Annotated in this window: 18 protein-coding genes and 1 other annotated feature; of the genes, 1 reads left to right on the top strand and 17 read right to left on the bottom strand. The window is 46.6% G+C overall.

Going from position 1 to position 19149, the window contains the following annotated elements:
* Positions 1-3: 3 nt before the first annotated feature.
* From rpoB to proC, 7 genes are all read right to left on the bottom strand, one after another.
* Positions 4-4188, bottom strand: a complete 4185-nt coding sequence (gene rpoB / locus C1712_RS06810; RefSeq protein ID WP_102267967.1) for a DNA-directed RNA polymerase subunit beta — start codon at positions 4186-4188, stop codon at positions 4-6.
* Between the two features lie 201 nt (positions 4189-4389).
* Positions 4390-4992: a class I SAM-dependent methyltransferase gene (locus tag C1712_RS06815; RefSeq protein ID WP_102267969.1), complete on the bottom strand. Its 603-nt coding sequence runs from the start codon at positions 4990-4992 to the stop codon at positions 4390-4392.
* A gap of 85 nt (positions 4993-5077) precedes the next feature.
* Positions 5078-5449 carry a 50S ribosomal protein L7/L12 gene (gene rplL, locus C1712_RS06820; protein WP_102267972.1) on the bottom strand — a complete coding sequence of 124 codons (372 nt, stop codon included), beginning with the start codon at positions 5447-5449 and terminating at the stop codon, positions 5078-5080.
* A 38-nt stretch (positions 5450-5487) separates the two neighbouring features.
* Positions 5488-5988: a 50S ribosomal protein L10 gene (gene rplJ / locus C1712_RS06825; RefSeq protein ID WP_102267974.1), complete on the bottom strand. Its 501-nt coding sequence runs from the start codon at positions 5986-5988 to the stop codon at positions 5488-5490.
* Between the two features lie 37 nt (positions 5989-6025).
* Positions 6026-6151, bottom strand: a sequence feature (ribosomal protein L10 leader region).
* A gap of 34 nt (positions 6152-6185) precedes the next feature.
* The gene (gene rplA / locus C1712_RS06830) at positions 6186-6875 is read right to left on the bottom strand and encodes a 50S ribosomal protein L1 (protein ID WP_102267976.1); all 690 of its coding nucleotides are present in this window, start codon (positions 6873-6875) and stop codon (positions 6186-6188) included.
* A 20-nt stretch (positions 6876-6895) separates the two neighbouring features.
* Positions 6896-7312 carry a 50S ribosomal protein L11 gene (gene rplK / locus C1712_RS06835; RefSeq protein WP_102267978.1) on the bottom strand — a complete coding sequence of 139 codons (417 nt, stop codon included), beginning with the start codon at positions 7310-7312 and terminating at the stop codon, positions 6896-6898.
* Positions 7313-7620: 308 nt separating this feature from the next.
* The gene (gene proC / locus C1712_RS06840) at positions 7621-8445 is read right to left on the bottom strand and encodes a pyrroline-5-carboxylate reductase (RefSeq protein ID WP_102267980.1); all 825 of its coding nucleotides are present in this window, start codon (positions 8443-8445) and stop codon (positions 7621-7623) included.
* Positions 8446-8617: 172 nt separating this feature from the next.
* On the opposite strand from proC, the gene C1712_RS06845 reads away from it, so the two are divergent.
* On the top strand, positions 8618-9577 hold the full coding sequence (locus C1712_RS06845; protein WP_219718846.1) for an alpha/beta hydrolase: 960 nt from the start codon (positions 8618-8620) through the stop codon (positions 9575-9577).
* A 150-nt stretch (positions 9578-9727) separates the two neighbouring features.
* Here C1712_RS06845 and C1712_RS06850 read toward each other — a convergent pair whose 3' ends face one another.
* The 10 genes from C1712_RS06850 to C1712_RS06895 all read right to left on the bottom strand — a co-directional run bounded on the left by C1712_RS06850 (position 9728) and on the right by C1712_RS06895 (position 19103).
* A complete protein-coding gene (locus C1712_RS06850) occupies positions 9728-10888 on the bottom strand; it encodes an iron-containing alcohol dehydrogenase (RefSeq protein ID WP_102267984.1) in 1161 nt (386 codons plus the stop codon).
* Between the two features lie 230 nt (positions 10889-11118).
* Positions 11119-11769 carry a CBS domain-containing protein gene (locus C1712_RS06855; RefSeq protein WP_102267986.1) on the bottom strand — a complete coding sequence of 217 codons (651 nt, stop codon included), beginning with the start codon at positions 11767-11769 and terminating at the stop codon, positions 11119-11121.
* A gap of 2 nt (positions 11770-11771) precedes the next feature.
* Positions 11772-12476, bottom strand: coding sequence for an ABC transporter ATP-binding protein (locus C1712_RS06860; protein WP_102267988.1), 705 nt, complete (start codon positions 12474-12476; stop codon positions 11772-11774).
* A gap of 3 nt (positions 12477-12479) precedes the next feature.
* Entirely contained in the window at positions 12480-13256 is a 777-nt protein-coding gene (locus C1712_RS06865) for an ABC transporter ATP-binding protein (RefSeq protein WP_102267990.1), read from the bottom strand.
* Complete coding sequence (locus C1712_RS06870; protein WP_102267992.1) at positions 13253-14209, bottom strand: branched-chain amino acid ABC transporter permease; 957 nt, start codon at positions 14207-14209, stop codon at positions 13253-13255. Before C1712_RS06870 ends, C1712_RS06865 begins: the two co-directional genes overlap by 4 nt.
* 9 nt (positions 14210-14218) lie before the next feature.
* Complete coding sequence (locus C1712_RS06875; RefSeq protein ID WP_102267994.1) at positions 14219-15100, bottom strand: branched-chain amino acid ABC transporter permease; 882 nt, start codon at positions 15098-15100, stop codon at positions 14219-14221.
* A gap of 83 nt (positions 15101-15183) precedes the next feature.
* Entirely contained in the window at positions 15184-16341 is a 1158-nt protein-coding gene (locus C1712_RS06880) for an ABC transporter substrate-binding protein (protein ID WP_102267996.1), read from the bottom strand.
* 246 nt (positions 16342-16587) lie between these two features.
* Positions 16588-17331, bottom strand: a complete 744-nt coding sequence (gene tpiA / locus C1712_RS06885; RefSeq protein WP_102267998.1) for a triose-phosphate isomerase — start codon at positions 17329-17331, stop codon at positions 16588-16590.
* The gene (locus C1712_RS06890) at positions 17331-18527 is read right to left on the bottom strand and encodes a phosphoglycerate kinase (protein ID WP_102268000.1); all 1197 of its coding nucleotides are present in this window, start codon (positions 18525-18527) and stop codon (positions 17331-17333) included. Before C1712_RS06890 ends, tpiA begins: the two co-directional genes overlap by 1 nt.
* Positions 18528-18620: 93 nt before the next feature.
* On the bottom strand, positions 18621-19103 hold the full coding sequence (locus C1712_RS06895; RefSeq protein ID WP_102268002.1) for a GNAT family N-acetyltransferase: 483 nt from the start codon (positions 19101-19103) through the stop codon (positions 18621-18623).
* Positions 19104-19149: the final 46 nt, after the last annotated feature.

A 19149-nucleotide genomic window follows, 5' to 3' on the forward strand; every position in this document is an offset into this window, starting at 1 on the left:
TGATTACGCCTCCTTTTCTTCGTCTAATGTTTCTTCAAAAGCGTCATTTTCCAAAGCGTCCACATCCAAACCGTCTGCTTCCTCTTTATCCATGAACGCATCTTCCTCTGCTTCTTCACTTGGTAGTAGCGAATCTACCGGTTTTCGCTCTTCCATGATCGGCAGCGGCAACGGCGTACTGTCTTCATCCTGCTTGCGCAGATCCACTTCATTGCCGTTCTCATCCAAGCATTTCACATCGATCGCCAGTGCCTGCAGCTCATGCTTCAGCACCCGGAATGATTCAGGAATACCCGGTTCCGGAATATCCTTGCCTTTGATGATCGCCTCATATGTTTTCGTACGTCCGGTGATATCATCCGATTTTACCGTTGAGATTTCCTGCAGCGTATGCGCTGCACCATATGCTTCTAACGCCCAGAACTCCATTTCACCGAAACGCTGACCACCGTTTTGCGCTTTACCGCCTAACGGCTGCTGTGTAACCAAAGAGTAAGGTCCGGTCGCACGGGCATGCAGTTTATCATCTACCATGTGGGCAAGCTTGATCATATACATGACACCGACGGAAATGCGTTCATCAAACGCTTCTCCGGTGCGACCATCATAGAGCACCATCTTGCCGTCTTTCGTCATTTCCGCTTCATCCATGATATCGCGCAGTTCCTCATTGTTGATACCGTCGAATACCGGTGTTGCGAATTTTACGCCCAATTTCTTAGCCGCATAGCCAAGGTGGATTTCCAGTACCTGTCCAATATTCATACGGGAAGGCACACCAAACGGATTCAACATGATATCGATCGGTGTTCCATCCGTCATATAAGGCATATCCTCGATTGGCAAAATCTTGGAGATGACGCCTTTGTTACCATGACGGCCCGCCATTTTATCTCCTTCGGAGATCTTACGTTTCTGCACGATGTAAACTTTTACCGTTTCATTGACGCCCGGTGGTAAATCATGCCCTTCACTGCGTTTGAAAGAGCGAATCGAATGTACGATGCCCGCACCGCCATGCGGCACTTTTAAGGAATTGTCGCGCACTTCTCGTGATTTCTCACCGAAGATCGCCAACAACAACTTCTCTTCCGGAGAAATTTCACTCTGCCCTTTCGGCGTTACTTTGCCGACCAAAATGTCGCCTTCCATTACCTCGGCGCCGACCATGACGATTCCTCGGCTATCCAGATTGCGTGTCGCATTCTCGCCGACATTTGGAATATCACGCGTGATTTCTTCCGGCCCCAGTTTCGTTTCACGGCAGTCGATATCGTATTCTTCGATATGGATCGATGTATAAATATCATCACGCACCAAGCGTTCTGACATAATGATGGCATCTTCATAGTTATAGCCATACCATGTCATATAGGCGATCGTCGCATTCTGGCCAAGCGCCAGTTCACCGTTTTCCATCGACGGACCGTCTGCCAGGATATCACCTTTTTCGATCCGTTCTCCGCGGCGTACGATCGGCACCTGATTGATGCTTGTTCCCGCATTGGAACGCGTAAATTTCTTCACATTGTATTCACGTTTATTACCGTCTTCTTCCGCCACGACAATACGCTGTGCGTCCACATATTCAACGACCCCGTCTGCCTTCGCAACGATACCGGCGCCGGAATCCTTGGCAATCTTATGTTCGATACCGGTTCCGACAAACGGTGAATGCGGCTGTAACAGCGGCACTGCCTGACGCTGCATGTTCGCACCCATCAAAGCACGAGAAGCATCATCGTTTTCCAGGAATGGGATACACGCAGTCGCTACCGATACGATCTGTTTCGGTGAAATATCGGCTAGTTCAACCTGCTCACGAGCAGCCAAGATCGTATCTCCCTTAAAGCGGGCTACGACCTGTTCATTAACCAAATGTCCGTTTACCACTTCGTTCGCCTGCGCAATGATGTAGTCCGCTTCTTCATCCGCAGACAGATAAACGGCTTCTTCCAATACACTGCCGTCTTTGGCAACGATACGGTACGGCGTTTGAATAAATCCATATTCATTGATCTTCGCATAAGTCGTCAAGTTAGAGATCAAACCGATGTTTGGACCTTCCGGCGTTTCGATCGGACAAATTCTTCCATAATGAGAAGAATGCACATCACGCACCTCAAAACCAGCGCGATCTCTGGTCAAACCACCCGGTCCCAGCGCCGAAATACGGCGTTTATTCGTAAGTTCCGCAAGCGGATTCTGCTGATCCATGAACTGACTCAGCTGCGAGCTGGAGAAGAATTCCTTGATCGCTGCCGTCAGCGGGCGGATATTCGTTAATTTTTTCGGCGTCAATGTTGCGATTTCCGCAATCGACATTCTTTCTTTTACTACACGTTCCATACGACTCAAGCCGATCCTAAACTGATTCTGGATCAATTCTCCCACTGAGCGGATCCGACGATTGCCCAGCATATCGATATCGTCTGTCGTGCCGACATTTTCCATCACATTCAGATTATAGGCATACAACGCATACATATCGGAAATCGTGATCGTGTGCATATTCGCAAACGGATCATTGCCCAATACGCGAACGATCGCATCGCTGTCTGCTGTACGGATCAACAATTCCTGCATTGCCGCACCGACCAGCCAAGCATGCACTTCCTCACCTGCTTCTACCAATGCGCAAATTTCATCAACGGCATTTGCGGAAAGCAATTCGTTGCGCTTTTTCGGTGTAAAGCCTGCCGTATAAAGATCGCCGTCTGCGTCCACAATATCATTGCCTTTGCCATCGCTCAAACGTGCCAGCACATACATGCGCTGTCCATAATTCAGCACCGCTTTTACATTTTCTTTCGTCAATAGCACATCTTTCGCATATACACCGCCGTAAACTGTAACCTTTTCCATTTCAGCACACAGTTTCTTCACGTCCTGCGCATGCAATACATCGCCGGCGTACAGCACTTTATCCTGAAGTTCCACGTCATTTGCCAAAACACGGCCGACAAGCCCGCTTGCCACCGTCGTTTCCACGCTTACTTTATCCGGATAAGTGAATACAGGATTGAATGGGAAAGCGGTCATATAAGTGCCCTTTGCCAGTTCTCCGCGCAGCACTTCCCGCTCATCGCGGTGGATCAGCGTGCTGCTTGGATATACGACATTGCCATTCACATCGACGATATCCTGCGCCAGATAGTTGTTTTCCAGACGGTTGATCGCATTGAGCTTTTTACGCAGCTTAAAACGTCCCGCTTTGGTCAGATCATAGCGGCGCGGATCAAAGAATTTCGCATTCATTAAATTGATCGATCCATCTAATGTCGGAATTTCATCAGAACGCTGGTTTTCATAGATGGAAAGCAGCGCTTCCTGTGTTGTTTTTACCTTATCCTGCGCCAATGTGTTTTCCACTTCTTCATATTTGCCGAAGAAAGCACTATATAAAATCTGATATAAGTCAAAGAACTCGCTGTTATCCGCATTTTCCGGCAGATCCACTTCGATATTTCTTCCCAGTGCAGACAGGAATGCTTTGATCGGCGCGGTATTGAACGCATCTTCGTTCTGATCTAAATCAACAGACATCCCGACTGCCTTAAACAGGATCGAAGAAAGCATTTTCCGTTTCCGGTCAATGCTTACGCTCAAAACACGTCCGCCGGACGTCTTTTTCGTTTCAGTTAAAAATTCCAGCCAAGTACCTCTGCTTGGGATCAGTTCACAGGCAAAGCTGTCTTTTCCCGTTCTTTCATCATAACCGGTCGAAAAATAAGCGCCCGGGGAACGAACGATCTGCGATACGATGACTCGTTCCGCTCCGTTGATGATGAATGTACCTGTTTCTGTCATCATCGGGAAATCGCCGAAATATACATCTTCCGGCTTCGTCATGACTTCACCGGTCGCATTGTCCGTTATTTCCAGTTCCATTTTTGCGCTTAACGGCGCCGCGAAATTACATTCACGGAACATTGATTCCTCCGCATTGAATTTCGGCTTGCCGAACTCATAGTCGATGAATCGCAGCTTGATATTGCCGCCATAGTTGGAAATCGGATATATTTCCTCGAACACTTCGCGGATTCCCTCATTTTTGAACCATTCGTAAGAGTTGGTCTGTACTTCTACCAGATTTGGCAGTTCCAGATTCCCGCTTACCTTTGAGTAATCTCGTCGTTGTGCCTTTTTACCGGCATTTACGACGCGATACGTCTGTTTTTTATCCATGCACGCCATCCTTTCTGCACATTTTTATCACCCAAAACGGGCATAAAAATCCATTCTAATTAAATAGTATTTTGCAATTTATTATAATAGCAACAGAATGTCAAGTTGTCAATGTTTTTTCTGGAAATCACCAGGATTTCTCAGTCATTACGATACCCTTCGCTTTGTGCGAAAAACATTCCACCTTATCCCCTTTTTTCATTATACCCGTTTTACCGCTTTTAAGATCCAGTATCCCTTTTCTCTTGCCATGATTTCGCAGTTGCCAAACACGGAAGCGATCTTTTCCTTCGCACTGGGCGCCCCCTGCTGTTTGCGGATCACGACCCAAAGCACACCGCCATCACGCAAGTGTGCATAAGCGCCTTCAAAGATCTGATAAATGACCTGCTTCCCCGCACGGATCGGCGGATTGGTGATGATTTCACTGAAATCATGATCTGCCACCGCTTCATAAAGATCCGATACGCAAATGGACACCTCCACTTCATTGCGTATGGCGTTTTCTTTAGCAAGCTGCACCGCGCGCGGATTGACATCGACCATGTGCATTTCACTTTTTGTAAAACGCTTTTTCAAGGTAATGCCGATCGGTCCATAACCACAGCCCATATCCAATACCTTCTCATGCAGTTCCCCCTGCTTGGCGATCGTTTCGATCAATGCCCGCGAACCGAAATCCACCGCATCTTTGGAAAAGACACCGTTATCGGTTTGAAAATAGAAAGTAAAACACCAAAACCGGAAAGATAGTTCCTTCCGGTTCTCTGCCAAATGACGATTGTCCGTAAAATAATGATCCATAAAATCGTCCTTTCTTTAGGTGAAAAGAGCCTCAACTTACTCGATTCAGAAAAGGCCCTTTTATAAACAGTGTGTAAAGATAAAATTACTTAACTTCAACAGAAGCGCCGGCTTCCATCAATTTCTTCTTGATTTCTTCCGCTTCTTCCGGTTTGATGTTTTCCTTGATTACGCTAGGTACTTTATCAACCATGCCCTTAGCTTCTACAAGACCTAAACCAGTAATTTCACGTACGGCTTTGATGACCGCAACCTTCGTTCCACCAACATCTGTAAGTGTAACAGTTACTTCGCTTGGTCCAGCGCTTGCAGTGTCATCTGCAACTGCGGCAACTGCAACCGGTGCAGCTGCGGTAACACCGAATTCTTCTTCGATTGCTTTTACTAAATCGTTTAATTCAAGAATTGACATCTCTTTCAGAGAAGCGATGATTTCTTCATTTGTTAATTTTGCCATTGTCCTTTATCCTCCTATAAAAATGTGTGTGCCGGAAATTAAGCACCGGCTTCTTCTTTGCTGTCCGCAACTGCTTTTACAACGCATGCGTAATTGCGCACCGGCGCCTGTAAGCAGCTTAACAGCATGGAAAGCATGCCATCGCGGTTTGGTAGTGCAGATAACTGTTTGATCGTTTCTACATCAACTACTTTTCCTTCAACGATACCTGCTTTCAATACGAGATTTTCGTGTTCTTTCGCAAATTTCGCAAGTACCCGTGAAGGTGCCACTGCATCATTACCGAACGCGATCGCGTTTGGTCCTGTCAGACTTTCTGTTAAGGCGTTTACCCCTGCATCTTCTGCAGCACGCTGCGCCAGTTTATTTTTATAAACCTTGAATTCGACGCCTTCTTCACGAAGATTGCGACGCAGCTGGGTCACTTCCGCAACAGTCAGCCCACGATATTCGACTACAACCGTAGAAGCGGAATTTTTCATCTTTTCGCTGATTTCCGATACGACTGCTTTCTTTGCATCGATTATCGCCTGATTCATACTTTACACCTCCTGTTTTTTATATGTAACAATATACCGCAGGATATAAAAACACTCGCACCCAAATAGACGTGCGAGTGAAAGTATTTATATGCTCTTTCTACCTCGGTAACATGATTAAGCGTTAAGCCGTTACTGTCTATGGTATATTGATAACATCAGTATTCTAATAAAATTTTATTTGTTTGTCAATCCCATTAAATGTTTGCGACATCTAATTTGATTGCCGGTCCCATACATGCAGATACAACGACGTTCTTCATGTAGACACCTTTTACTGCAGACGGTCTGGCACGCAGGATCACATCATAGATCGCTTTGAAGTTTTCCGCCAGCTTTTCTTCACCGAAGCTTACTTTGCCGATCATCAGGTTGATGTTTCCTTCTTTATCGACACGGTATTCGATCTTACCTTTTTTCACATCTTCTACCGCTTTGGCAACATCCATCGTTACCGTTCCGGTCTTCGGGTTTGGCATCAAGCCCTTCGGTCCTAAGATACGACCCAGTTTTCCCAATTCTCCCATCATGTTAGGAGTTGCGATGATCACATCGAAATCGAACCAACCCTTCTGGATCTTTTCCAACAATTCTTTACCGCCGACATAATCCGCACCGGCTTCCGTTGCTTCCTGTTCCTTCGGTCCCTGTGCAACGACCAACACTTTTTGGCTCTTGCCGGTACCATGCGGCAGCACCATCGCACCGCGGATCTGCTGATCGGCATGACGAGGGTCTACGTTCAAACGGAAACTCACTTCAACAGACGCATCGAAGTTTACATAACTTGTTTCTTTTACCAGATTCATGGCCTCCGCTACTGAATAAGATTTTGTCTGGTCAACTTTTTTAGCAGCTTCAGCGTATTTCTTTCCAACTTTTGCCATTTCGTTCTACCTTTCCTTTCTTATTCAAAGCCTTCCACTTTAATTCCCATGTTGCGTGCAGTGCCTGCAACGATACGCATTGCCGCTTCCACGTCATTGGCGTTTAAGTCCGGCATTTTGTATTCAGCGATCTCACGCAGCTGGTCTACCGTAATCGTACCTGCGATCTCTTTCTGATTCGCAGACGCCTTACTGATCTTAGCGGCCTTTTTCAGCAGGATTGCCGCCGGGGTCGTTTTCAAGACGAAATCGAATGATTTGTCTTCATACGCCGTAATGATAACCGGTACTAAATCACCTGCACGATCTCTTGTCGCATCGTTGAATGCGTTACAGAACTGCGGCATGTTGATTCCGGCTGATGCAAGTGCCGGTCCCGGTTTTGCTCCCCCTGCCGGGAACTGGAGCTTACAAACTTTCGCAACTTTTTTACTCACAAGACACACCTCCTATAAATTGATGTCCTATGCTGTGGTTGTGATGGACGGTTGCGCGTCCTCCCACGCATAAAGATACTATCGAGGGCGATAGCCATTGTATTGTAATATGAATGATCAGAAAATGCAATAGATTTTTCTTTTTTTCTTTGATTTTTTCCTATCGTTTTGAGCGCTCTCAGCATCTGGTTTGCTTTTTCCTTACTAGATCCCTCTTTTTAAGCACATTGCCGCAAGGAGCCACGTTTCCCTGCCCATTTCCTCTTATCGGTTTGCCTTGCTTCCCCAAAGCATTCCCTTCTTCGTCATCAGCGTTTTTTCACCGTACTGCTCGCTTGTGCCATTTCTTCCGTTCGTTTGGCACAGGCATCCAGCGCGTCCATGACCGCATAGCGAAAGCCTGCTTGTTCCAGTGCTTTTACACCGGCGATGGTAGTACCGTTAGGACTGCACACCATATCCTTTAATACACCCGGATGTTTTTTGGTTTCTAACATCATGGCGGCACCGCCTTTGACTGCCTGCCCCACAAATACATATGCCTGTTCTCTTCCCATCCCCAGCTTCACACAAGCATCCGCCATCGCTTCCATCAAGATAAACACAAACGCCACCGAAGAACCGCTCGCACTGCCAACCGCCGGCATCAAACGCTCTTCTACTACCTGCACCTCGCCAAAGCTTTGAAACAGTTTTATGATCATTTTCTTTTCTCTTTCATTTAACAGCGTATCGAAACTGATCCCGCTCATGCCTTCTCCCACCAATGCCGGTGTATTCGGCATCGCTCTTACCACCTTGATTTCCCGCTGAAACAGATCTTTTACCGTCTGAATGCTGATGCCCGCCGCAATCGCTACAACGATCACATCCGGTTTTACCACATCGCGGATCTCTTCGATGACTTCCTGATACAAATGCGGCTTTACCGCTAAAAATAAAATATCGCTGCATGCCGCAGTCTCTAAATTGCCTGCCGTCTTTATTCCACGTTCTGCCAGATCGCTCAGCTTCTCTAAATGTCGATTCGCCGCATAAATCTGATTTTCTTTTGCCACTTTTGCTTTTAAGATACCCTCTACGATGGCGCGTCCCATATTGCCGCAGCCGATCATACCGATCATTGGTTCCATATGTATTCTCCTTCCTTGCTATCCTATTGTTTTATCATACTACATTTCTCCTTTCTTTGGCAACTGCCGCAACATAAACTGCCTTCCATCACAGACACACTGTCAAAAATGTTTGACTATCAAACTATTCCTTGCTATAATGCTGCTTGTTTTGAAAGAGAGGTTTGACATGATGTTTTGGAAGAAAAAGAAATTTTGGATCATCTTAACAACAACGGTGATCGTTTTATTTACCGCCATTTCCTTATTTGCCGGCAATTATTTAGTCGATTATGCACTTTATGTAGATGAAAACGGCAGAGTCGGATCGATGGGCGATTATGACCCTTATGCCAAACAGGATACCCAGTTACAGAAAGAATTTGACGCTTGGATCGGTTCTGTTCCCGTACAGGAATGGGAAACAAAGAGCGAAGACGGATTAAAGCTTTGGGCACAGTTTCTGCCGGCAGAAGAAGATCAGCACAACTATATCATCGCGGTGCACGGCTATACGGCCAACCACCACGGCATTGAACCTGCCGTAAAACCCTTCGTGGAAGCCGGCTATCATGTATTGACACCGGACCAGCGCGGATGCGGGAACAGTGAAGGGCGTTATTTGAGCATGGGCTACTTTGAAAAAAGAGATGTGATCGTTTGGATCAATGAGATTTTAGCATATGATGAACAAGCGAATATCGTTTTATACGGTGAATCTATGGGCGCCGCAACGGTTTTGATGGCGGCGGGAGAAGGCCTGCCAAAGCAAGTGAAAGCGGTTGTGGAAGACTGCGGCTACACCTCTGCTTATGCAATGTTCAAAGATCAGTTAAAAGAGCGCTTTTCTCTGCCGGAATTTCCTTTCCTGCCGTCTGCTGCTTTGATCGGCAGCCTGCGCGCCGGCTTTAATTTCTATGATGCCGACGCCTTAGAAGCCATCCAGCATGCTGATCTGCCGATCTTATTCATCCATGGCGGCGCAGATGACTATGTGCCGACTTACATGGGAAAAGAGCTTTATGAGTCCTACCGGCACGAGAAAGAGCTTTTGATCGTAGAGGGCGCGGAACACGGCACCAGCAGCGATGTCGATACCAAACTGTACTATGATACGATCTTCGCATTCCTTGACAAATATGCGAAAACATAAGACCTGCGTGCTGCGCATGCGATCAAGCGCTTAACACCACAAGCACCCCCCTTTTTGTTGAAACTGTATATGATAAAAAAAGTTTTCAAGTCCTTTTGATAGAATCATTTGACCTGAAAACTTTTTTATTATGGTTCCATGAAAGAACTATTACAACGCTGCCTGATAGATCGCTTTCACATCTTCTGGTGATAATTCACGGTATGCGCCTTCCATTCCTTCACTTGCTTTCTTTGCCATCTCATCAAAATGGGTTTCATCAATGCCGACTTCCCGCAGCGTCATCGGGATGCCCATCGCTTTGAAATAATCGGCTGTGCATTTGATGCCGGCCCGCGCCACCTGATACAGATCCGTTTCGTGCGGTGACACATGCCATACATTTCTTGCCAGCTGTGCAAACTTCTCTACCGTCGTATCATCTAATACGTACTCCATCCAGTGCGGTGTCAAGATCGCCAGACCAACGCCGTGCGTAATATCGTAAAACGCACTCAATTCATGTTCCATCGGATGAACGCTCCATGCCACCGGTTTCCCCAGACAAAGCAGATCGTTGATCGCCCAGCTGCCCGTCCACATCAAATTGGCGCGCGCATCGTAGTTACACGGCTCTTTTACTGCTTTTACACCGTATTCTACGCAGGTTTGTAAGAGCGCTTCCGCAACGCGATCCTGCATATAACCACTTTCATTAGAGAAATAATTTTCCATGATATGGCTCATCATATCCGCGGTACCGGCTGCTGTTTGATAAGCGGATACGCTGTATGTGTAGGTTGGATCCAAGATCGACGCTACCGGACGAAAATCCGGATGTCCGGTTCCCCATTTTTCATTTTTCTGCATATCGGAAATAACCGCAAACGTATCCATTTCCGAACCGGTTGCCGCTAATGTCAAAACACTGACGATCGGCAATACTGAAACGACCTTGGAAGCATCTAAAACAATATCCCATGCATCTCCCTCATAGCTGACACTGCCGGCAATGACCTTGGCGGCATCGATCGTACTGCCGCCGCCGATCGCCACCACGACCTCCACTGCTTCCCTGCGGCACAGATCGACCCCTTTTCTGACTGTTTCAATACGCGGATTCGGTTCTACACCGCTTAATTCTACGACCGCAATACCTGCTTCCCGCAAATACTTCATCGCATCATCATAAATGCCGTTGCGTTTGATGCTGCCGCCGCCATAAACGACCAGCGCTTTCTTGCCGCATGCCGAAACCGCTTCGCCTAAATGCGCGATCTCGCCTTCACCAAAATAAATCTTCGTTTTAATATCATAAGTAAATCGTTCCATCAAAAAGCCTCCTTTGTTATTTTCATTATAACGCTTTCCCATCAAAAATGACAGACTTACTGCCGCGCTCCTGGTTTCTTTCCATTCAAAGTGCTCCTCCTCGCTGATCGTTTTGCCCGCAAGCTTTCTTTACCAAAAGTACAACTGTTTTTTCAGAACAAATGATCTCTGCCTATTCCACAAAAAAATCCTCTTTTTCAGACACTGCCGCTAAAGAGGATCGTTTTTTATCAGACAACCGGATTTTTGATAATAGAAACGACCGGATAACCGCTCGCATTCAGATCTTTTTCCAATGCATCGGTTTCAAGCGTATCAATTCTAAACACGATGTCGCATAAATTGTTTTCCTTGCGATAAACCCCGACATGGGTTATATTCGCCTCATTTCTGACAAATACGCGTGAGATTTCTTCGATTGCTCCCAGCTTATCGATCACTTCGATCGTGATACGTGCACCGCGCTCCTGATAGCCTAATAGGTCGATAAACGCCTTAAACAGATCGTTCTGAGTCAAAATACCGACTACCTCTTGTGCTTTGTTGATGACCGGCAGACAGCCGATGTCATGCTTCAGCATCGCCAGCGCCGCATCTTCTAACAGCGCGTCTTCCTCGATCGTAATGACGTTCTTTTCCATGATGGCCTTTACCGTCGTTTTAGAAAGCAGATAGTTTAATTCAAAGATCGACAGACTGGTCGCCTTGCTTGCCCCTTTTTCCGAGATCATGCCCTTTGTAACCAGACCGATCAGCTTCCTGCCCTCTACCACCGGCAAACGATGCAGTCCTTTTTCAGTCATAATGTCCACAACTTCACTGATCTTCGTATCAACGCTGACGCACAGCGGATCTTTCGTCATTTGATTTTTTACAAACATGCTTAACCTCCCAAATACGCTTTCGCGATTTCTTCACTCTCGGCTAATTCTTCACCGGTTCCGGCATAAACGACTTTCCCGGTTTCCAGTACATAGCCGCGATCGGCAATCGACAATGCCATGCGGGCATTTTGTTCTACCAATAAAACCGTTGTCCCCTGTGCTTTGATATCCTGAATGATCGAAAAGATTTCCTGCACCAGGATCGGCGCTAAGCCCATAGACGGTTCATCTAATAACAAAAGCTTTGGCTTTGCCATTAAAGCGCGTCCCATCGCCAACATCTGCTGTTCGCCGCCGGACAGCGTAGCCGCATCCTGCCTGCTGCGTTTTTCCAAGATCGGAAAGCGGGAATACACCTTTTTCAGATCTTCTTTGATACCGGCCTTGTCCTTGCGCAGATAAGCGCCCATTTCCAGATTTTCCAGCACCGTCAAACCGGCAAAGATCCTTCGCCCTTCCGGCACATGCGAAATGCCAAGCTTCATGATATTGCGCGCGCTCAGCTTATTTAACGGCTGTCCATTAAACGTGATGCTGCCCTCAGCAGCTTTTTCCAGTCCGGAAATCGCTTTTAAGGTAGAAGATTTGCCGGCACCGTTGGCACCGATCAGCGTTACGATCTCTCCTTCTTTTACCTCCAGATCGATCCCCTTGACTGCATGGATCGCCCCGTATTTCACATGCAGATTTTCGACTTTCAACATGGGCTACACCTCCTCGCCAAGATATGCTTCGATGACCCGCTTGTTCGTGCGGATCTCTTCCGGCAAACCACTTGCGATGACCTTTCCGTAATCCAATACATAAATGCGTTCACACAGCTTCATGACCAATGACATATCATGCTCGATCAATACGATGCTTACTTGAAAGCGCTGTTTGATCTCTTTGATCAAAGCCGTCAGCTCCGCTGTTTCCTGCGGATTCATACCGGCTGCCGGTTCATCTAAAAACAGCAGTTTCGGTTTTGTAGCTAAGGCACGGGCAATCTCCAAACGCCTTTGTTCCCCATAGGGGAGATTACCGGCTAATTCATCTGCTTTTTCATCTAAATGAAAGATCGCCAGCAGTTCCATCGCTTCCCGCTCCATTCGCGCTTCTTCTTTATAATGGGAAGGCAACCGCAAAATACTGCTGATCACACCGCTTTTTACATCCTTGTTCATGGCGATCTTGACATTGTCAATTACACTTAAACTGGTAAATAGACGAATGTTTTGAAAGGTGCGGGCAATGCCCAGCTTTGTCACTTTATAAGGCTTGCGCCCGTTTAATTTGATTTCCTTGCCGTTTGGGGCAAACAAGATCTCCCCTTCGCTTGGTTCATATACGCCGGTAAGCATATTGAATAACGTCGTTTTCCCCGCACCGTTTGGTCCGATCAGACCGACTAGCTCCTGCGGCCTCACCTCTAAATTCACATTGGAGTTCGCACACAGACCGCCGAAATTTTTCGTCAGATTTTTCACGGTTAAAATATTCATGAGCGTTTTCCTCCTTTGCGCTTGAAGATGGCGTTGATGTTCAATTCCTTATTGCCAAACAGGCCATTCGGCCGATAGACCATGATGACGATGATCAATACCGAATAAATGATCATACGCAGTTCCGCATAGTCATTTAAGAACATGTTGATAAGCCCTAACAAAAACGCCGCAACGATACTGCCGGATAAAGAACCCATACCGCCGAAGACGACGATCACCAAGATATCTACCGACTTCATAAAACCGAAAATACCGGGCGTCAGTGTATAGAAATTACCTGCATACAGCGCACCGCCCACCGATGCCAAACAGGCACCGATCACAAATGCCAAAGTCTTGTATTTGGTCGTATTGACGCCCATTGATTCCGCTGCGATCTCATCTTCTCTTACCGAAGCGGTCGCACGCCCATGGGAAGAACGGGCAAAATTCACGATCAGTACCAGTGAAATGACGATTACGCCGAAGATCCAGTTGAAATTGGTGATCTTGGGAATATTGTTCAATCCGGCTGCTCCGCCGGTAATATCATCCATATTGGTGATCGCGATACGAATCACCTCGGAAAAACCCAGCGTTGCAATCGCCAAATAATCTCCGCGCAGACGCAAGGTCGGGATCGCAATGATGAGCGCAATAAGTGCCGTCATGACGATGCCAAAGCCGATCCCCGCCAGAAAACCAACCGTACCGTCAACCTTCAACATGACCAAACCTGCGCAATAAGCACCGATCGCCATGAATCCGGCATGTCCCAGCGAAAACTGACCGGAATAACCGATAATGAGATTTAATCCTAATGCCAATACGATATTGATGCCGATATTATATAAAACGACCTGATAATAACTGTTAATGATATTCACGGAAATCAGATACTGGAACAGCGCATAGACGAGAACCGTAAAAACTGCCCAGCGAATATTGTTTTTGGTAAACCAGTTTTTCATAGCGGCCACCTACACTTTCTCTTTCTCGTTTTTGCCCAGCAAGCCGCTAGGCTTGATCAACAGGATCAAAATAAGGATCACATATACGACCGCATCTTTATATAATGAACCGCCATAGCCGGCAACCAGTGTTTCTAAAACACCGATGCTGACGCCGCCCATCATCGCACCCGGTATGATGCCGATCCCGCCGAACACTGCCGCAATGAACGCTTTTAAGCCCGGCGTCATGCCCATTAACGGGGAAATGCTGTTATAGTAAAGTCCTACCAGAACACCGGCCGCACCGGCTAATGCCGAACCGATCGCAAACGTATAGGAAATCGTCGCATTGACATTGATGCCCATTAGCTGCGCCGCATCCGGATCGGTCGAAACCGCACGCATCGCTTTTCCGATCTTGGTCTTTTTTACGATGAACTGCAATAACAGCATGAGCAGCACCGCAATCACAAAGATCATCAGCTGGGTATAAGTGATACTGACCCCGCCGATCTGCAAGACGCCTTCCAATAAGACATCATCCGGCATGGTACGCACACCTGCTCCCATAAAATACTGCATCGTATATTCCAGAAACAGCGACACACCGATTGCCGTAATCAAAGAAGTGATGCGGCTCGCATGACGAAGCGGCTTGTAGGCGATCTTTTCAATGACAACACCCAGCAGCGCGCAGGCTGCCATTGCAATTATGATTGCCGGTACGACCCCCAGGTGCAGTCCGGTAATGACAAAATAGCCGATATAAGCGCCTACCATATAAATATCGCCATGGGCAAAGTTGATCAGTTTGATGATGCCGTACACCATCGTATAGCCAAGCGCTACCAAAGCAAAAATACTGCCCAGCGATAATCCGTTCACCAGCTGCTGTAAAAAAATTGTCATATCGTTCACCTCATTCTATCGTTCAAGTAAAGAAATAGGTGAAATTCACATTTCACCTATTTACTTGTTTCCTTTCTTTCGATTTATTCCGCTTCTACGGTCGTCGCATTTACCTGTTTTCCGTTTTGCAGTTCAACCACCTTGATCGATTTTTTCGCCTGATGGTCTTTGCCCATTGAGAAGGTACCGGTTACCATTGAGAAAGATTCTGTATTTTCCAGCGCTTCTTTCACATTTTCCGGTGTGACATCTTTTCCGTCATCCATGACCCGCTTGATCGCATCAGCGACAAAGTATGCTTCATCATAGCCTAATGCGTGGAAAGCGCCCGGTGTAGCACCGTCATATTTTTCCGCAAAATCCGCAATAAACTTCTGTACGACTTCATCATCGCCGACCGTTGTAAAGTGGGTCGTAAAGTACACATTATTCAAGTCATCCGCACCGACCAGATCAATGAAACGCGAATCATCGAAACCATCCGGTCCTAAGATCGGTTTGTCATTGCCGCCCTTGCGCAGCTGTTTTACCAGCTGACCGCTCGCTTCATAATAGCCTAAGATCACGACTGCATCATAATCCTGATCGGCATTCTTGGTAATGATCGAACTGAAATCTTTATCATCCGTATTAAAGCCTTCAGTGGAAACGATTTCTCCTTTATAACTCTTTTCAAAAGCATTTAACAGCCCTTTTCCATAATCATTGGTATCATGGAACACCAAAACTCTGTTATAGCCTTTTTCAATCGCAAATTCAGCGATTGCGCCGCCCTGATAGGAATCAGTAAAGCAGGTGATAAACCCATATGGCAGGGTATTGCCGTCTTTATCCAGTGTCACACTGTCGCCGGTCGCGCTTGCCGAGATCGTCGGCACTTTCGTATTGCTGGCAACCGCAAACGCCTGTGCTGTCGCACCGGTCGTTGCCGGGCCTAGGATCGCTACGGCCCCTTCATTGGCAAGCAATTCGCTCATTGCCGAAACTTCAGCGGCTTCGGACTTATTATCCTTAATTACCAGTTTGATCTTCTTGCCGTTGATGCCGCCATCTGCATTGATTTCATCTACCGCCATCTGGATTCCATCACGATGAGCAATGCCATACTGTGCAACATTTCCGGTTAGCTCGTAATTCACCCCGATTACGATTTCATCTGTGTTTGCGCTCTCTTCACCGCCACATCCGGCTAACATTGCCATCGACATACAGGCAACTGCCACTTTCCTAAACCTTTTCATACAATTCACTCCTTTTCCTGATGTGTTATGATGTTATTATAATATTCTTTCACATTTTTTCAAGTCTTTTTCACACATTTTTACATGAAAATTGTTTCAAAAATAATGTCTTTTCTGCTTTTTATTACATACCGGTTCCTTTGTCATATAGAGAAAGAACGACCTAGGCGCACCGATCTGTTCTGCCCCTATAAATAGTAAAAACACTGTCCGATCAGACAGTGTTCTTGCTTTGGTTTCAGAACCTTATTTGGTTTTATTGATGATATCGGTAAAGCTGTCCACTTTCAGGGATGCACCGCCGATCAGCGCACCGTCAATGTCCGGCTGCGCCATATATTCAACGATATTTTCCGGTTTTACCGATCCGCCGTACTGTACTCGTACCGCTTCCGCAGCTTCTTTGCCGTACATTTTCTCAATCTGATCACGTACGATATGGCAACACTGCTGTGCGATTTCCACCGATGCGCTCTTGCCGGTACCGATCGCCCAGATCGGTTCATAAGCGATAACGATGTCTTTTACGCAATCCGCGCAAAGATCCGCTAATGAGCCGCTTAACTGTGAACGAATCACCGCTTCCGATTCACCGGCATCATACTGTGCTTCACTTTCACCGATACAAACGATCGGGGTAATACCTGCCTGAATCAGACGTTTTGCTTTTTTATTGACCGTTTCATCGGTATCACCGAACATTTCACGACGTTCTGAATGACCGATGATGCACCATTTCACACCGATTTCCTCTAACATCGGCACAGATACTTCACCGGTAAAAGCACCGGAATCTTCAAAGTGGCAGTTTTCAGCCGCTACGATCAAGTGATTCGCATGCTTCACCGATTCTGCCAGCGCCAAGAAAGGTGCGCCGACACCATAAGTTGCCCCATCATGGCACACGCCATCGACCGCATCAATGAAAGCAACGGCTTCTGCGATCGTTTTATTCATTTTCCAGTTTCCGACAATAATAGGTTTTCTCATTATTTATCACCGATTACCGCAATACCCGGTAATTCCTTTCCTTCCATAAATTCCAGTGAAGCGCCGCCGCCGGTTGAAATATGAGAGAATTTTTCCTTGAAGCCCAGCTGGATCGCCGCTGCTGCGGAATCACCGCCACCGATCACCGTCATTGCACCCGGCAGTTCAGAGATCGCCGTACATACTTCTAATGTACCTTTTGCATAAGTAGGCATTTCAAATACGCCCATCGGTCCATTCCAAACGACCGTCTTAGCACCTGCCAATTCCTTCTTGAACAGTTCGATCGTTTCCGGTCCGATATCCAATCCCATATAGTCATCAGGAATTTCCCCTGATTTGCATACCATTTTGTTCGCTTCTTCACTGAATGCGTCAGCGCACACATTGTCCACCGGCAATACCAGTTTGCCGCCGGCTTTTGCCAAATATTCTTTTGCCAGTTCCACTTTATCTTCTTCCAATAAAGAAGTACCGACCTTGCCGCCCTGTGCGACCATGAACGTATAAGCCATACCGCCACCGATCAGCACTTTATCCGCGATCTTCAACAGATTGTCTACTACCGCGATCTTATCAGAAACCTTGGCGCCGCCGATGATTGCCACAAACGGATGCTCCGGTGTCTTGACTGCTTTTTCCAGCATGGAAACTTCTTTTTCTACCAAGAAGCCCAGCGCATTCGGCAACAAGGAAGGAATGCCGGCAGTGGAAGCATGCGCACGATGCACGGAACCAAACGCATCTTCTACAAACAGATCGCCCAAGGACGCCCAGTATTTTGCCAATTCCGGATCATTCTTGCTTTCACCTTTTTCATAACGAGTATTCTGCATCAGCACGATTTCGCCGTCATTCATTTCCGCTACGGCTTTTTCCAGCTCTTCACCTCTGGTAACCGGAACGAATGTAACCTTTGTATCCACCAGTTCACCCAGGCGTTTGCCTACGCAAGCCATATTGTTTTTCGCTTTGTCAGCTTCGGTTTTTTCAGGGTCTTTGTGATTGACCTTTCCCAAATGTGACATCAAGATCACTTTTGCTTTGTTTTCAACCAAATAGTTGATCGTCGGAAGTGCCTGTACGATACGGTTGTCATTGGTGATCTCATCGCCTTTTCTAGGCACATTGAAATCCACCCGGACAATGACGCGTTTTCCGGCAACATCCAGATCTTTTACAGTTCTTTTTGCCATGATTAAAGTCCTCCTTAATAATCGCCCTTATTATAACACTAACCCTTTTTTTCGTAAATGAAAAAACTGCCTTTTGTCCATTATTTCACGAGATTAAAATTCCAAGATCATATCATTCCATTTAGCCCCGCCATGAACCGATGCGGAAACACCTAGCAGGCGATAACCAAATGATTCATAAAAGGGAATCAAATGATCTTTACATGTCAAAATGCAGCCTTTGCGCTTTCTTTGGCGGGCGTCGGCGATTAGCGCATCCATAAGCAGTGCACTCAATCGTTTTCCCCGATGATCAGGATGCACATCTAAACCGAATACACTTTGATAAGCGCCGTCCTCACAGTGCAGGGAAGCATTCTCAAACAACTCATCACGAATGACTCTCTCATTCACGCACATCCCGTTGATAAAGCCAATGATTTCCCTATCATCTTCCAACACCCAAAAGCAATCTCCAAACACGGAAAAGCGTTCTTTGAAACAAGCCAGATCAGCCGCCTCAGCTTTAGGAAAACAAATGGCTTCCAGTTTTGCGATCGCTTCCAGATCTGACGCTTGTGCCTTGCGAATATTCATATCATCACCTCGCGCTCATTATAGCACAAGAAAGAGCGGTCATCAC

Source organism: Massilicoli timonensis (assembly GCF_900199515.1).
Classification (GTDB): Bacteria; Bacillota_I; Bacilli_A; order Erysipelotrichales; family Erysipelotrichaceae; genus Massilicoli; species Massilicoli timonensis.

What these genes read in the sequence shown, in the direction of transcription:
- tpiA (WP_102267998.1), bottom strand. Translation starts at nt 17,331, where the DNA reads ATGAGAAAACCTATTATTGTCGGAAACTGGAAAATGAATAAAACGATC.
- C1712_RS06875 (WP_102267994.1), bottom strand. Translation starts at nt 15,100, where the DNA reads ATGACAATTTTTTTACAGCAGCTGGTGAACGGATTATCGCTGGGCAGT.
- C1712_RS06865 (WP_102267990.1), bottom strand. Translation starts at nt 13,256, where the DNA reads ATGAATATTTTAACCGTGAAAAATCTGACGAAAAATTTCGGCGGTCTG.
- C1712_RS06860 (WP_102267988.1), bottom strand. Translation starts at nt 12,476, where the DNA reads ATGTTGAAAGTCGAAAATCTGCATGTGAAATACGGGGCGATCCATGCA.
- C1712_RS06880 (WP_102267996.1), bottom strand. Translation starts at nt 16,341, where the DNA reads ATGAAAAGGTTTAGGAAAGTGGCAGTTGCCTGTATGTCGATGGCAATG.
- rplL (WP_102267972.1), bottom strand. Translation starts at nt 5,449, where the DNA reads ATGGCAAAATTAACAAATGAAGAAATCATCGCTTCTCTGAAAGAGATG.
- C1712_RS06895 (WP_102268002.1), bottom strand. Translation starts at nt 19,103, where the DNA reads ATGAATATTCGCAAGGCACAAGCGTCAGATCTGGAAGCGATCGCAAAA.
- C1712_RS06890 (WP_102268000.1), bottom strand. Translation starts at nt 18,527, where the DNA reads ATGGCAAAAAGAACTGTAAAAGATCTGGATGTTGCCGGAAAACGCGTC.
- proC (WP_102267980.1), bottom strand. Translation starts at nt 8,445, where the DNA reads ATGGAACCAATGATCGGTATGATCGGCTGCGGCAATATGGGACGCGCC.
- rpoB (WP_102267967.1), bottom strand. Translation starts at nt 4,188, where the DNA reads ATGGATAAAAAACAGACGTATCGCGTCGTAAATGCCGGTAAAAAGGCA.
- C1712_RS06870 (WP_102267992.1), bottom strand. Translation starts at nt 14,209, where the DNA reads ATGAAAAACTGGTTTACCAAAAACAATATTCGCTGGGCAGTTTTTACG.
- C1712_RS06855 (WP_102267986.1), bottom strand. Translation starts at nt 11,769, where the DNA reads ATGTTTGTAAAAAATCAAATGACGAAAGATCCGCTGTGCGTCAGCGTT.
- C1712_RS06850 (WP_102267984.1), bottom strand. Translation starts at nt 10,888, where the DNA reads ATGGAACGATTTACTTATGATATTAAAACGAAGATTTATTTTGGTGAA.
- rplJ (WP_102267974.1), bottom strand. Translation starts at nt 5,988, where the DNA reads ATGAATCAGGCGATAATCGATGCAAAGAAAGCAGTCGTATCGGAAATC.
- C1712_RS06845 (WP_219718846.1), top strand. Translation starts at nt 8,618, where the DNA reads ATGTTTTGGAAGAAAAAGAAATTTTGGATCATCTTAACAACAACGGTG.
- C1712_RS06815 (WP_102267969.1), bottom strand. Translation starts at nt 4,992, where the DNA reads ATGGATCATTATTTTACGGACAATCGTCATTTGGCAGAGAACCGGAAG.
- rplA (WP_102267976.1), bottom strand. Translation starts at nt 6,875, where the DNA reads ATGGCAAAAGTTGGAAAGAAATACGCTGAAGCTGCTAAAAAAGTTGAC.